The sequence below is a fragment of the Streptomyces sp. NPDC038200 genome (genome assembly GCF_055600785.1).
The window spans coordinates 232,458-245,985 of sequence record NZ_JBVJYH010000009.1 but is presented as its reverse complement, the minus strand read 5'-3'; the positions used below and the strand labels follow the sequence as shown (position 1 = coordinate 245,985).

Below are 13,528 nucleotides of genomic sequence, written 5' to 3'. Positions count from 1 at the left end.
GGAGGCGTAGTCCGCGCGCGGTCTCAGGAACGTTCCGCCACGACCGCCGGATCGTCCAGTACCGCTCGGACGACCGAGTGCGCGGCGCCCAGCAGCGGGCCCTGCGGGCCCAGCCCCGACACCGCCACCGGGCACGCGGCACCCGCCGTACGGCCCGTCAGCTCCGACTCCAGCGGCGGCAGCAGCCAAGGGGAGAGGCCGGCCAGGGCTCCGCCCAGGACCACCGTCTCGGGGTCGAGGAGATTCACCGCTCCGGTCAGAGCGATGCCGAGCGCCGTACCCGCGTCCCGCAGCGCGGCCCGCACCCCCTCGTCACCCGCCTCGGCGCGCTCCGCGAGGAGGTTCACCAGGTCCTCCCGCGGCTCCAGCCCGGCCGCGCGCAGTACCGCCTCCTGGCCCGCGTACTGCTCCAGGCACCCCCGGCCGCCGCACGGGCAGGCGGGACCGTCCGGACGTACCGGCACATGGCCCAGCTCGCCCGCGAAGCCCCGGGTCCCGCGCAGCAGCCGGCCGTCCACGACGACGGCGGCACCGATGCCGATCTCGGCCGACACATGGAGGAAGTCAGGAGGTGTTCCGGCACCGAGCCACAGTTCGGCCAGGGCTCCGAAGTTGGCCTCGTTGTCCACGGTCAGCGGCCAGCCGCCGGGCAGCAGGGAGCCGAGGTCGGTGTCGTGCCAGTCGAGGTTCGGAGCCCGTACGACCGTCCTGGCGTCCCTGGCCACCAGGCCGGGCACGGCCACCGCGAGACCGGCGGGCCAGAGTTCCGCGCGTTCCGCCTCCGCGACGACCCCGCTGATCAGCGCCGTCAGCTCCTCGATCACGACCCGGGGAGCCCGGCCACGGTTCGTGCCGTGCCGTACCGCCCGGGCGCGGACCTCGCCGCGCAGGTCGACCACGCACACCGCCAGGTGGTCGACGCCGATCTCCGCCCCGATACCGGCCGGCCCCCGGCCGCTCACCGCGAGCGCCGATCCCGGCCGGCCCACCCGGCCCGGCCGCCCGGGGCCCAGTTCCTCCAGCAGCCCCCGGCGGATCAGCTCGTCCACCAGGGTCGAGACCGCGGCCCGCGTCAGGCCGATGCGTGAGGCGACCGCGGCCCGGGACAGCGAACCCTCGGCGCTGACGGCGTGCAGCACCCGGGCGAGGTTGCGTCGGCGCATGCCCTGCTGGGTGTCCGGCAGGGCGCGTCCGGCGCCCGGCGGGCGCGCCTCGTGCAGCGGTGCGGTCATGCCTCCGTCGATCCTCGGTGTCTGCGGCCCGGCTGTGCCGGGCCGCTCGGTCACTGGGTGTCCGGCTCCCGCTCCAGCAACGGGGCCGCGTCGGAGAGTACCCCGGTGATCCGGTCCAGCGTCGCCCCGTCCCGTTCCACGGCCTCCAGCACGGGGCCCGCGGCCGTGTTCCAGCGACGGGCCACCGCCGCGGGATCCTCGCCGGTCAGCAGCCCGGCAGCCTGGGCTGCCGCGCCCAGGGCGACCAGTTCCCTGGCCTCCGGGACCTGCACGGGCCGCCCGGAGAGCCTGCGCACGGTCTGCTGCCAGGCCGTCCCCCGGGCCCCGCCGCCGATCAGGAGCAGCGGGGAGCTGCGGTCCGCGTCCTCGTCGAGGACCAGGTCGAGGGCCCTCAGCAGCGAGTGCACCGCACCGTCGTAGGCGGCCTGCAGCAACTGGCCCGCGGTCGTGTCGTGGCGCAGCCCGTGCAGCAGTCCGGAGGCGTGCGGCAGGTTCGGCGTGCGCTCACCGTCGAGGTACGGCAGCAGGGTCACGGAGCCGCCCAATTCGACCGCCTCGCGGTCCAGGCCCAGCAGGGCCGCGACGCGGTCCACCGCGAGCGTGCAGTTCAGGGTGCAGGCGAGCGGCAGCCAGTCCCCGCGCGCGTCGGCGAAGCCGGCCACCGTGCCGGTCGGATCGGTGGGGCGGTGCTTGGCGACGGCGTAGACGGTGCCGGACGTGCCGAGGCTCAGCACCGGGGTGCCGGGCCGCAGGCCGAGGCCCAGGGCCGCCGCCGCGTTGTCGCCGGTACCGGGGGCCACCAGCGTGCCCTTGGAGAACGGCAGGTCGTGGTGTTCGCGCACGGTGCCGGCCACCTCGCCGGGGCGCACCACCCGGGGCAGCAGCGCCGGGTCGAGACCGAGGTGCGCGAGGGTCTCCTCGTCGTACGCCTCGGTCTCGGACGCCCACCAGCCGGTGCCGGAAACGTCGCCGCGGTCGGTCGTGCCCTGTCCGGTCAGTCGCTCGGTGAGGTAGTCGTGGGGGAGTCGTACCGCTCTGGTCGCACGGACCGCCTCGGGCTCGTGCTCGGCGAGCCACGCCCACTTGGTGGCCGTGAAGGACGCGCCGGGCACGCTGCCGGTGCGCTCCGCCCATGCCTTCGGTCCGCCCAGCTCGGCCACGAGACGGCGGGCCTGCGGCGCCGAGCGGACGTCGTTCCAGAGCAGGGCCGGACGCACCGGCTCGCCGTGCGCGTCCAGGGTGACCAGACCGTGCTGCTGCCCCCCGATCGACACCGCCGCCGCCTCGTGGGCCGCCTCACCGCACTGGCGCAGCGCCGCGCACAGGGCGTCCCACCACTGGCGCGGGTCACTCTCCCGGCCCGCCCCGGTGGTCACCGTGTGCGGTGCCTGGCCGGCGGCCACGACCTGCCCGGTCGCCGCGTCGACGACCAGCGCTTTCGTGGACTGGGTGGACGTGTCCACCCCGACGACGAGCGGACCCTCGGCTGCTGACATCGGGCTCTCCCTCTTCCGCGGCTCCGCGGGATGTGCGGTGCACTGTCGAAGACACCTTGCTGTCGAAAGACATCTTGTCTCTTCCCAGCGGTGCGTCCGCATACTAATTTGTAAACGGCCATGACGAAATAGTCGTACGGAGCAAGGAGCCGCGGCATGAACTACCAGCCCACCCCCGAGGACAGGTTCACCTTCGGCCTGTGGACCGTCGGCTGGCAGGGGAGGGACCCGTTCGGCGACGCCACCCGCCGCGCCCTCGACCCGGTCGAGACGGTGCGGCGCCTGGCGGAGCTCGGCGCCCACGGAGTGACCTTCCACGACGACGACCTGATCCCCTTCGGCTCCTCGGACACCGAGCGCGAGTCGCACGTGAAGCGGTTCCGGCAGGCGCTGGACGCCACCGGGATGACCGTCCCGATGGCCACCACGAACCTCTTCACGCACCCGGTCTTCAAGGACGGCGCGTTCACCGCCAACGACCGCGACGTCCGCCGGTACGCCCTGCGCAAGACGATCCGCAACATCGACCTGGCGGTCGAACTGGGCGCGAAGACGTACGTCGCCTGGGGTGGTCGCGAGGGCTCAGAGTCCGGGGCCGCCAAGGACGTGCGCGCCGCCCTGGACCGTATGAAGGAGGCCTTCGACCTCCTCGGCGAGTACGTCACCGCCCAGGGCTACGACATCCGCTTCGCCATCGAGCCCAAGCCGAACGAGCCTCGCGGCGACATCCTGCTGCCCACCGTCGGTCACGCGCTGGCCTTCATCGAGCGCCTGGAACGGCCCGAGCTGTACGGCGTGAACCCGGAGGTCGGCCACGAGCAGATGGCCGGCCTGAACTTCCCGCACGGCATCGCGCAGGCCCTGTGGGCGGGCAAGCTCTTCCACATCGACCTCAACGGCCAGTCCGGCATCAAGTACGACCAGGATCTGCGGTTCGGGGCCGGAGACCTGCGGGCCGCCTTCTGGCTCGTCGACCTGCTGGAGACCGCCGGCTACGCGGGACCCCGGCACTTCGACTTCAAGCCGCCGCGGACCGAGGATCTCGACGGTGTGTGGGCGTCGGCGGCCGGCTGCATGCGCAACTACCTCATCCTGAAGGAGCGCTCGGCCGCCTTCCGTGCCGACCCGGAGGTGCAGGAGGCGCTGCGCGCGTCGCGGCTGGACCAGCTGGCCCAGCCGACCGCGGCCGACGGCTTGCAGGACCTGCTCGCCGACCGTGCGGCCTTCGAGGACTTCGACGCGGAGGCGGCCGCCGCGCGCGGCATGGCGTTCGAACGACTCGACCAGCTGGCGATGGACCACCTGCTGGGGGCGCGGGACTGACCGTCACGCGCGCGTGGGAGCGGCGGTCACCGCGCGGGCGAGAAGCCGTGAGCCACAGGGCCGCCCGCACCCGCGCGGGCGGCCCCGTGTCCCGGCCGGCTCCCGCCCCTCCGGAACAGCGTCCGGACAGACGTGAGGCCGGACCGGACGGCACAGCACGTGTCGTCCGGTCCGGCCTTTCCGCCGCCGGCGGGCCGGAACCCCGGCCCGCCGGGCTCCTTCAGAGCTTCTTGGGCAGCCGGACGTAGACCACGGTCGTCTTGATGCCGCTGTCCACCAGACGGCCCTGGGCGTCGAACGCGCCCGCCCCGTCGGTCATCCCGAAGTCGTTGTCGTTGACGAGCGCGAGAGTGTCGCGGTTCACGCGCGCGATGCCCTCGATCTTCCCGGGTACCCCGGCGACCTTGCCCAGGTCCACCACGAGCTGCTTGGACAGGACCGGCACACCGGCCGTGGCCGGATCGTCCAGCTGCTCCAGTGACGGAGACGTCGTGTCGTCGTCCCACCGGCCGCCGAGGATGTTCACCCTGCGCCCCAGCTCGACCAGCTGCAGCCGGGCCGCCTTGTCCGTGCGCTCCTCGACGAGCAGCCGGTCCCGGCCGACGGCCACCACCGAGGAGATCTTCAACTCGGAGGTGTCGTCCTCGCTCGGGTCGACCACGTTCACCGGGTCGAACCGGTAGGCGTACTCGGCGGTGACGGCCTTCTCGCGCGGCGAGAAGCGCAGCAGACGGGTGGTGAGCGAGGCGTCCCCCGTGTCCGCGTCCGGCAGCGGGAGCGGGCTCTGCAGGGCCACCACCAGGCCGCCGCCGGGAAGCAGCGCGAGCCCCTCGAAACCGCGGTTGACCTTGCGGTGCAGCAGGACCGACGGCAGCGCCTCCACGACCGGATAGTCGGTGCCGGTCAGGTTCAGCCCCCTGGGGACGTAGCGCGTGAGCACCTTCCCGCGCGCGGAGACATGGACGAGCGAGGGGCCGTACTCGTCGACGAGCCAGAAGCTGCCGTCCCCTGCCCGCACGATGCCCTCGGTGTCCAGGCCGTTCGGGTCGTAGGAGAGCGGCGTCCGCGCGTCGTAGGTGTACGGCGCCTCGTCCCGGCTCGGCTGGTTGGGCAACCCGGTGACGGCCTTACCGGAGGAGGTGGTCACGGGTATCGCGTCGACGACCTCGACCGTGTCCCCGGAGACCCGGATCCTGACGATCGCGGGGTCGAATCCCGGCACCGGGAAGGTGCGGCGCTTCTTGCCGTCCACCTTGATCTGGCCGTTGGGGCCGCGGTCGGTCACCGTCCAGTACTCGCCCTCGCGGCCCGCCGGATAGATGTCGCTGCCGATGCCGCCGAGCTTCACGCCGTGATCGTCGGCCACGCTGTCGGGCAGCAGCGCGTTGCTGAACGCGCCGAGCGGAGTCTCGCCGAGAGTCGCGGTGCGGACGACACGCGCATCCTTGGACGGCGCCGCCGTGGCGGTCCCCGCGGCCACGAGAACAGCGGCCAGGGCGACGGGCAGACCCGTGACGACGGAACGGTGGACACGGCGCCGGCCTACGGCATGCGGGGACATCGGGCCTCCTGGGAGCAAGGTCGTTGACTGCGGCCACGATTGGGCTCCTGGAGGAACGCCTGGCGATCGCCGGGTGAACGTCCGGCGTCCGCCGCTCATCGGATGGCGCCGAGCCCGTCATGACGAGACGTCAGGAGGGCTCTCCCGACGGTCTCCGCGTCCCGAGCCGCGCGGAAGCCAGTGCCGTCGCGGGGTCGGCGTCCGCTCCGCCTGCCGGGATCCAGCGGCCTCCCGCCTCGCGATACGGCCACCAGCGGCCCTCACGCCCGAGTCGCAGCTGAACGCCTTCGTCCCGGACGGTCCACCGGTTGCCGCTCCGGTGGAGATCCGGCCGTTCGTCCGCCTCCCAGGCCCCGTGCAGGGCCGCACGCGCGCGTGCGAGGACGACGCCCTCGAGCTGCCACTCCTCGTCGAGCACGGCCAGCGCCGCCGCACCCCCGGTCCGCCAGGCGAGGACGGCCGTGGCCAGGCCGTCGTGACCGCGTCCGGACCCCACGGCGAGCCGCTCGGTGACGGCGGCGGGGGCGGGGCCGCATGCCAGCCGTACGGCGTCCTGAGCGGCCGTCACCTCGCCGTCGCCCGTACCGTCGCCGCAAAGGGGCGCCGCCAGCAGCTGGTACGCCGCCACGGCGGTGCGGCGGGCAAGGTGTTCCAGTGCCGCGGGATCGACCTCCGGCCCGGCTGCCGGCCCGGCCGTGAGAGAAGGGGGCGAGCCGGGCGCCGAGGGGAGCGCGGGCAACGCCGGCAGCGGGGGAACGATGTCGGCAGCCGCCCATGCCTCGGCCGCGTCCACGCCTTCCACGGCGACCGGTTCCAGGTGCCGCACGGTCCCGCGGACGTGCAGCTCCGCCAGGAAGGCGTCCTTCTCCCGTCCGCGCAGCAGCAGGAGCAGAAACGGATCCTCGTCCAGCAGCCACGCCACCTGCTGGCACAGGGCGGCGGTGTGTCCGCAGTGGTCCCACGCGCCGCAGTCGCATGCGGGATCCAGATCGCCGAGGCCCGGCAGGAGGTCGATGCCCGCCACCGCCGCGTCCTCGATCAGAAGGGGCGGAAGCTCCCGGTCGAGCAGCGCGGCCATGTACCCGGCCTGTTCCACGGCGAGATCCTGGAACCTCCCCCACTCCGCGTCGGACAGCTCGGGCAGCAGCACGTCGGCCCGGTGGACCGCGCCTCCGGGAGCGCGTACGACGGCGGTGACCCGGCCCGGCCGTACCGTCACCGCCCCCACACCGCCCGCGCGCGCGAGCCGGCGTCCCGCCTTGACCACCGCCGCTTCCAGGGCCGCGTCCTCCAGGGCCCGCAGCCAGGCGCGCCCCCACCAGCTCTGCGCGAAGCCACGCCCGCGCGCGGGCGGCAACGCGGCCACGGTGCGCCCCGCGTCACGGCCGTGCTCGTCGTCGTAGCGGCTCATCGTGCCTCCCCGTGTCATCGCGTCTCCCCGCGCAGTTCCACCAGTGCGGCCAGTTCCTCGTTCGAGAGTTCCGTCAGGGCGGCGTCGCCGGTGCCGAGCACCACGTCGGCCAGTTCCTGCTTGCGGCCCAGCATCTCCGCGATGCGGTCCTCCAGGGTCCCCTCCGCGATCAGCCGGTGCACCTGCACCGGACGGGTCTGCCCGATGCGGTACGCGCGGTCGGTGGCCTGTGCCTCGACCGCCGGATTCCACCAGCGGTCGTAGTGCACGACATGTTCGGCACGGGTGAGGTTCAGTCCCGTTCCGGCGGCCTTGAGGGACAGCAGGAACACCGGTGCCTCGCCGGCCTGGAAACGGCGCACCAGAGCCTCGCGCCTCGCGACCGGCGTCCCGCCGTGCAGCAGCAACGAGGCCACCCCGCGGTCCGCCAGGTGCCGTTCGAGGAGCCGGGCCATCCGCACGTACTGGGTGAAGACGAGAACTCCCGAGCCCTCCGTGAGGATGGTGCCGAGCAGTTCGTCCAGCAGCTCCAGTTTTCCCGAGCGTCCCGCGAGCCGCGGATCGTCCTCCTTGAGGAACTGCGCCGGATGATTGCAGATCTGCTTCAGGCCGGTCAGCAGCTGCACGATCAGGCCCCGGCGGGCCATGTCGTCGGCGACGGCGATCCGGTCCAGGGTCTCGCGTACCAACGCCTCGTAGAGGCCCGCCTGTTCAGCGGTGAGTGCCACCGGGTGATCGGTCTCGGTCTTCGGCGGAAGCTCGGGCGCGATACCGGGATCGGACTTGCGCCGCCGCAGCAGGAACGGCCCGACGAGCCGGGCGAGCCCGCGCGCGGCCGCGGGGTCACGGCCGCCCTCGACGGGATGCGCGTACCGCGCACGGAAGGTTCCCAGGCGGCCGAGCAGGCCGGGTGTCGTCCAGTCGAGGATCGCCCACAGCTCCGTGAGGTTGTTCTCCACCGGTGTGCCCGTGAGCGCCACGCGCGCGCGTGCGTCGATCGTCCGCAATGCCCGTGCGGTCGCGGAGTAAGGATTCTTCACGTGCTGTGCCTCGTCCGCCACGACCATCCCCCAGGGCACCCCGGCGAGCCGTGCGGCGTCGAGGCGCATCGTCCCGTACGTCGTCAGGACGAACTCCCCGTCCACCGGAGAGCCCAGCTCGCGCCCGGGGCCGTGGAACCGGCGCACCGGCACGCCCGGAGCGAACCGTTCGATCTCACGCTGCCAGTTGCCCAGGAGCGAGGCCGGGCAGACGACGAGAGCGGGACCGGCCGACGAGGGCTGCGTCTGCAGGTGCAGGTGCAGCGCGATCAGCGTGATCGTCTTGCCCAGGCCCATGTCGTCGGCCAGGCAGCAGCCCAGACCGAGTGCCGTCGTGCGGGCGAGCCAGTCGAGGCCGCGCAGCTGGTAGTCCCGCAGGGTCGCGGCCAGGCCGGGCGGCTGTCCGACGGGAAGTGCCTGCCCGTCGGCCGTGAGCCGCTCCAGCAGCCCCTCCAGCCATCCCGTCGGGCGCACCTCGACCCGCCGGCCGTCGACCTCCGCCGAACCCGTCAGCGCCGCGGCGAGCGCCTCGACGGGAGCGAGGGGTCGCTCCCGCTCGGTCCGGGCCCGCGCCGCCTCCCGCGGATCGACCAGAACCCACCCGTCGCGCAGTCGCACCAGGGGTCGTTTGGCCTCCGCGAGCCGGTCCAGCTCCTCCCGGGACAACTCCCGCCCGCCCAGGTCGAACCGCCAGCTGAGGGTGACCCGGGTGGCCGCGGACAGGAACGACGACGGAACGAGGGCGGCCACGGACGAAGCGGTGCCGTCGTCCGGTGGGCCGATGGCCGCGTGCGCGGTGAGGCCGCGGGCCGGCTGCTTCGGCCAGTGCACGTCGACCCCCACCGCGGCCAGCGCCCGCGCGCCCTCGCCCAGCAACTCGGCGATCTCGTCGTCGGCCAGGTCCACGGCATCGGGCACGGCGACGGAGAGCAGCGGCGTCAGCGGCGGCCAGGCGCGGGCCGCGCGTCGCAGTGCCAGAAGGGCGTCCGCACGCGCGCGGGGCGCGGATGCCCCGGCATCAGCATCGGCCCACAGGCCGGCGGCGTCCATGACGTCCGCCGCTCCGTTCTGGCCGTGCACCTGCAGTACCGCACGGAAACGGATCGGGGCGTCGTCGGCGGGCACGGCGTCGTCGAGACCGGACGCCTCCACCCGCAGCGACAGTCGCACCCCCGCGTCATGGCCGGCGGCGATGTCGTCGGCCCACGCCCGTAGTGCCGGAAGATGCCGAGGCTCGGGTGCCGCGTACGCGGGACCACCGGTCACCATGGGGGCGGCGGGGGAGCGCGGGAGCACGTCGGCGACCGCGTCGAGGAAGGCACGCAGCAGCCGCTCCGGGTCGGGCAACAGCAACGGTCCCTCCGCCGCGACAGGTACCGCGTGGGCCTCCGGGGGCATGGCGGCGGCGAGTTCGCGGACCAGCTCCGCGTCACGCGCGGACAGGGGTCCCACGCGCCAGGTGTCGTGGTCGCCCGGGGACAGGCCCGGCAGGAGGAGACCGCGTGCCAGGAAGCCCAGGGCCAGTTCACCGGCGGTGCGCCAGAAGGCGGCGGCCCGGTGTTCTCCCGGCAGCGCACGCGCGCGCGTGAGCACCGGAAGAGCGCTGCGGACCGGCAGCAGGAGGACAGGCAGAGAGGCACGCTCGACGCCGCCGCCCGCGGCGGGGACGACGAGGTCCACAGACGTCGGGGAGCCTCCCGGGAATGCGGGCGGAGCCTCGCCGTCCGGTCGCCAGAACCCGATCCGGCCCGCACGCGCGGGATCGGAAGGCAGGAAGACGACGCAGCAGTGGGTCAGTTCGGACAGGTCGTAGGGGGGTGCCGTGGGAGTGGTCTGCACAGCTCTGCCGAACTCCTCAAATTTGACTACTCGCTCGGAGTCGCCGAGGGTACAGCACGCCGAGGGCATCACCGTCCTATCGGTAGGGTGGGCTGGATCACTTCACCATCTGTTCGACGGCCGGCCTCTCGCTCGTGACCCGGACGGGCGGTGGGAAGGGCGGTTGGCATCAGCGCGCGGGGGAGCATGACGGGGACACGGAGCCCGGAGATCCATGAAGCCGGGGTCGCCGGGACCGGCCCGCATGCCGCCGGGCTCGCGCCGTCAGGCGTCTCCGGCTCGGCCGGCGCTGACGGGTCTCGCGGGAGGGGCTGACGGGTCTCGTGGGAGGGGCGCCGCTAGCCGGGGCCATGAGGGGGCGCGCCTCCGGGATGTCTCAGGGGCGGGGCGCGGAACCGCGGGGGACGGGAGACCGTTCTCAGATCAGAGAGCGGCAGCGGCCGCGGAGGAGGCGAGGCTCATGTCCAAGAACGCGAAGATCGCCGCAGGGGGCGTGGTAGTCGGCTTGATCCTGCTGATTTGGCTGCCCTGGTGGGTGGCGTTCCTGATCGTCGTGGGAGTTCCCGCGGTCGCGTACCTCGCCCTGGACCCCTCACAGCGCCGCAGGCTGCGCCGGGTCACCCGGAAGGAGTTGGGCCGCTGAGGCACCGGCGCACTCCCGGGCGACACGCGCCGAGGAGCCCGCACGGACCGGCCGGGCCACCGGGAGCCGCGCCGCCGTGCGGGGCCCCGCTCCCTGGCGAGCACGGGAGGCGTCGCCCGGCCCTCCCGGCTCACAGGGGCCGTACGGCCATCTTGTCGAGCGCCTCCAGCAGACCCGGCAGCTCGGGCCCACGGCCGACCGGCAGGACCTCGCCGGGCTCGTCGTCGAGCAGGACGAACGCGATGTCGTCGGTACGGGCCACGATCGACCAGCCGGGGCCGTCGGCGCGCAGCGTCCGGGCCTCGCCCGGGGCGAACGACGAACGCACCCGGCCGAGCGGCGGCGGAGAGCCGACGTAGGCACGCGCCTCCGCGAGCACCCGACGGACACCGGCATGGCCGCCGCCCGAAGCGCCGGCCCCGCTCTCCGGCGCGGACTCCGCGGCCTCGGCCTGCTCACCGGGCGCGGAGAAATCGGCGTCGCTGATCTGCTCCCGCCAGGCCGCCCACTGCAGTGCGATCTCGTCGGCACCCAGACGGCGCTGTGCCGGTCCCCAGGAGCCGGTGTCCGGCGGGCGCAGCGCCGACCGGCCCGCCACCTCGGCCGAGGGATCGTGCGGTGCGGGCACGCCGGGAGCGGCGACGGCGACGGCCAGCGGCCAGCCCGGCAGGGCGGTGACCACCGCACGCTCGTCCGGTGACAGCTCGTACTCCATGCCGCAGTCCCACGAGGCGATCGCCACCGCGACCAGTGAGACGTCGTCGATCACGACCGTCCAGCGCGCCCCGTCCCCGTCCTGGCCCAGTACCAGGCCGTATCCGTCGGCGCGTGGCGCGAGGTCCAGCGCCGTGCACGCCTCCGGGTAGTCGTCGCCCAGCACGCTCGGAAACTGCGCCGGCGTGAGCAGTACCGCCGTCAGCACGTACAGCGCATCATCGGCGGCGACGGCCTCGTCGTTCGTCCCAGCCATCCCAGCCTCCCCAGTGGTTCACCCAACGGCGCGCACCCTAGTGCGAGCGGAAGCAGCTTGTCACGACTCCTCGCACCACGCGGAGCTGCAGGTTTCCACCTGGACAGGGGCGAAACGGCCACATCCGGAGAACGATGTTCCACTCACGCCGCGGGCAGCCCGAGGAGGTCACGGGCCACCGCGCCGGGCGACTCGTCACGCTCGCGGGCCAGTGCGACGACCGCCCGGCAGGCCAGCTCGCTCACCCCGAAGGACAGTGCCTCCGGCGACACCCATCCCGCGGCCTCCTCCATCCGGTCCTGGTCGTCCTCCACACGAGCCGCCACATGGACGGCCGCCGCTTCGAACAAGTTGTGCGCACGCCGCTCCGGGGCGTCCACCGGCCGCGCGGGCGCGGAGGTGCGGAGCCTGCCGACGTACCTGCGGATCATGTCGAACACACGGACCACCCTTTCCCTGAACGAGGCCGGTACCGATCGCCCCACCTGCTCTCCTACAACCTAGAGTTGGAGCTTCGGTGGCATAAGGGGGAGGCGACGTGGTGAAGCGTTTCGAGCGGCTCGGGCAGATCCGTCGGCTGGACCCGGTGGCGGACGCGCTGGAGATCTATCGGATCAGCGCCACGTTCGAGTTTCCCTGGGACTACACGCGCGCCCTCGAACTGGCCCTGTACCGCACCTACGCGGTGCCGAGCATCGGGCGGCTGCTCGCCCGGACCGCGGAGCTGACCGAGCGCACGCAGAAGCGGTACGACGACACGGCGCTCCTCCTCGACACCGTCCTGGAACACGGCTTCGCGGCCCAGGAGGGGCGCACGGCGATCCGCCGCATCAACCAGATGCACCGCAGCTACGACATCAGCGACGACGACATGCGGTACGTCCTGAGCACGTTCGTGGTGGTGCCCCGGCGCTGGATCGACGCCTACGGCTGGCGGCGGCTGTCCCGGCACGAGATCGTCGCCACCACCGAGTACTACCGCACCCTCGGCGGGCACATGGGGATCCCCGACATTCCCCGGACCTACGAAGAGTTCGAAGCCCTTCTCGACTCCTACGAGGAGGCCCACTTCGGCTGGGACGAGGGGGCCCGGCAGGTCTCCGACGCCACCCTCGGCCTGATGACGTCCTGGTATCCCCGCCCGCTGGCCCCGCTGGCCCCGCTGCTGCGCACGGCGACGCTCGCCCTGCTCAACGACTCGCTCCTGCGGGCGTTTCGGTACCCGCGCCCCGGCGCGGCCACCACCGCGCTGGTACGCGGTGCCGTCCGGACGCGCGGCCGACTGGTCCGGCTGCTGCCGCCGCGCCGGGCCCCGCACTACGCCCGTCAGAACTGGGAGATCAAGAGCTACCCGAACGGCTACCGCGTGGCCGACCTGGGCACCCGCCCGGTCCCGGGCATGGGCGGTTGTCCGGTACGGCACCGGGACACCTCAGCGGCCGACCCCGTCGAGTGACGCCAGCGTGTCGCGCAGCCAGGTCAGTTCGGCCCGGCTCGTGGCACGGGCGATGGTGAGGACTCCCCGCCGGAACGGGTCGTCCAGTTCCTCTGCGCGCAGTGGCCGGTCGCCGTCGTAGAAGAAGCTCGCCGGCTCCTCCAGGAAGGCCAGACGGCGACGGAGGACGGCCGCCTGCGCGGCGGGGTCCGCCAGGTGCCGAAGGAACGCGAGCAGCGTGAACCAGTTGTTCTCGTCGGTGATTTCACGCGGGGCCGGCTCGGCGAGCCGGCGCTTCAGCTCGCGCCTGCCCTCCTCGGTCAGGCTCAGCACGTGCCGGGGTGCGGCCACGGCGCCGGGCTCGGTGGCACGCACCAGCAGACCGGCCTTCTCCAGTCGCTTGATCGCCGGGTACAGGGTGCTCTCGGCGACGGGACGCACATGGCCGGTGAGCGCCGCGATGTGGCGGCGCAGTACGTATCCGTGCAGTGGGGCGTCGTACAGGAATCCGAGGATGGCGAGTTCGAGCATGACCGCATTCTTCCGCAGGGATACATCGCTCCACCAATACTGTCTTG

Annotated in this window: 11 protein-coding genes; 3 read left to right on the top strand and 8 right to left on the bottom strand. The window is 73.3% G+C overall.

Going from position 1 to position 13,528, the window contains the following annotated elements; translation table 11 throughout:
* Positions 1-23 precede the first annotated feature (23 nt).
* Positions 24-1,232, bottom strand: a complete 1,209-nt coding sequence (locus ACZ7KF_RS20935) for an ROK family protein (protein ID WP_471076885.1) — start codon at positions 1,230-1,232, stop codon at positions 24-26.
* Positions 1,233-1,282: 50 nt separating this feature from the next.
* Complete coding sequence (gene xylB, locus ACZ7KF_RS20930; protein WP_471076882.1) at positions 1,283-2,728, bottom strand: xylulokinase; 1,446 nt, start codon at positions 2,726-2,728, stop codon at positions 1,283-1,285.
* A 156-nt stretch (positions 2,729-2,884) separates the two neighbouring features.
* Here xylB and xylA point away from each other — a divergent pair, with 156 nt between their 5' ends.
* Positions 2,885-4,051 (top strand): xylose isomerase, encoded by a 1,167-nt coding sequence (xylA, locus tag ACZ7KF_RS20925; protein WP_471076879.1) that lies wholly within the window; start codon positions 2,885-2,887, stop codon positions 4,049-4,051.
* 220 nt (positions 4,052-4,271) lie between these two features.
* Here xylA and ACZ7KF_RS20920 read toward each other — a convergent pair whose 3' ends face one another.
* The 3 genes from ACZ7KF_RS20920 to ACZ7KF_RS20910 all read right to left on the bottom strand — a co-directional run bounded on the left by ACZ7KF_RS20920 (position 4,272) and on the right by ACZ7KF_RS20910 (position 9,902).
* A complete protein-coding gene (locus ACZ7KF_RS20920; protein WP_471076877.1) occupies positions 4,272-5,612 on the bottom strand; it encodes an esterase-like activity of phytase family protein in 1,341 nt (446 codons plus the stop codon).
* A 130-nt stretch (positions 5,613-5,742) separates the two neighbouring features.
* Positions 5,743-7,023 carry an SWF or SNF family helicase gene (locus tag ACZ7KF_RS20915; RefSeq protein WP_471076874.1) on the bottom strand — a complete coding sequence of 427 codons (1,281 nt, stop codon included), beginning with the start codon at positions 7,021-7,023 and terminating at the stop codon, positions 5,743-5,745.
* 14 nt (positions 7,024-7,037) lie between these two features.
* Entirely contained in the window at positions 7,038-9,902 is a 2,865-nt protein-coding gene (locus ACZ7KF_RS20910) for a DEAD/DEAH box helicase (protein ID WP_471076871.1), read from the bottom strand.
* A gap of 460 nt (positions 9,903-10,362) precedes the next feature.
* On the opposite strand from ACZ7KF_RS20910, the gene ACZ7KF_RS20905 reads away from it, so the two are divergent.
* Positions 10,363-10,545, top strand: a complete 183-nt coding sequence (locus tag ACZ7KF_RS20905) for a hypothetical protein (RefSeq protein ID WP_471076869.1) — start codon at positions 10,363-10,365, stop codon at positions 10,543-10,545.
* Between the two features lie 130 nt (positions 10,546-10,675).
* Here the strand turns inward: ACZ7KF_RS20905 and ACZ7KF_RS20900 are convergent, their stop codons facing one another.
* Complete coding sequence (locus ACZ7KF_RS20900) at positions 10,676-11,515, bottom strand: hypothetical protein (protein ID WP_471076866.1); 840 nt, start codon at positions 11,513-11,515, stop codon at positions 10,676-10,678.
* A gap of 143 nt (positions 11,516-11,658) precedes the next feature.
* On the bottom strand, positions 11,659-11,955 hold the full coding sequence (locus ACZ7KF_RS20895) for a hypothetical protein (RefSeq protein ID WP_471076863.1): 297 nt from the start codon (positions 11,953-11,955) through the stop codon (positions 11,659-11,661).
* A 101-nt stretch (positions 11,956-12,056) separates the two neighbouring features.
* Between ACZ7KF_RS20895 and ACZ7KF_RS20890 the strand changes: the two genes are divergently transcribed.
* Positions 12,057-12,971, top strand: a complete 915-nt coding sequence (locus ACZ7KF_RS20890; RefSeq protein ID WP_471077094.1) for an oxygenase MpaB family protein — start codon at positions 12,057-12,059, stop codon at positions 12,969-12,971.
* Here the strand turns inward: ACZ7KF_RS20890 and ACZ7KF_RS20885 are convergent.
* Positions 12,948-13,481: a PadR family transcriptional regulator gene (locus tag ACZ7KF_RS20885; protein WP_471076861.1), complete on the bottom strand. Its 534-nt coding sequence runs from the start codon at positions 13,479-13,481 to the stop codon at positions 12,948-12,950. The two genes, ACZ7KF_RS20890 and ACZ7KF_RS20885, sit on opposite strands and share 24 nt — an antisense overlap.
* Between the last annotated feature and the right edge of the window lie 47 nt (positions 13,482-13,528).

Bases quoted from the DNA above. Each gene is read 5' to 3' on its own strand.
- ACZ7KF_RS20935 (WP_471076885.1), bottom strand. From the start codon at position 1,232: ATGACCGCACCGCTGCACGAGGCGCGCCCGCCGGGCGCCGGACGCGCC.
- xylB (WP_471076882.1), bottom strand. From the start codon at position 2,728: ATGTCAGCAGCCGAGGGTCCGCTCGTCGTCGGGGTGGACACGTCCACC.
- xylA (WP_471076879.1), top strand. From the start codon at position 2,885: ATGAACTACCAGCCCACCCCCGAGGACAGGTTCACCTTCGGCCTGTGG.
- ACZ7KF_RS20920 (WP_471076877.1), bottom strand. From the start codon at position 5,612: ATGTCCCCGCATGCCGTAGGCCGGCGCCGTGTCCACCGTTCCGTCGTC.
- ACZ7KF_RS20915 (WP_471076874.1), bottom strand. From the start codon at position 7,023: ATGAGCCGCTACGACGACGAGCACGGCCGTGACGCGGGGCGCACCGTG.
- ACZ7KF_RS20905 (WP_471076869.1), top strand. From the start codon at position 10,363: ATGTCCAAGAACGCGAAGATCGCCGCAGGGGGCGTGGTAGTCGGCTTG.
- ACZ7KF_RS20900 (WP_471076866.1), bottom strand. From the start codon at position 11,515: ATGGCTGGGACGAACGACGAGGCCGTCGCCGCCGATGATGCGCTGTAC.
- ACZ7KF_RS20885 (WP_471076861.1), bottom strand. From the start codon at position 13,481: ATGCTCGAACTCGCCATCCTCGGATTCCTGTACGACGCCCCACTGCAC.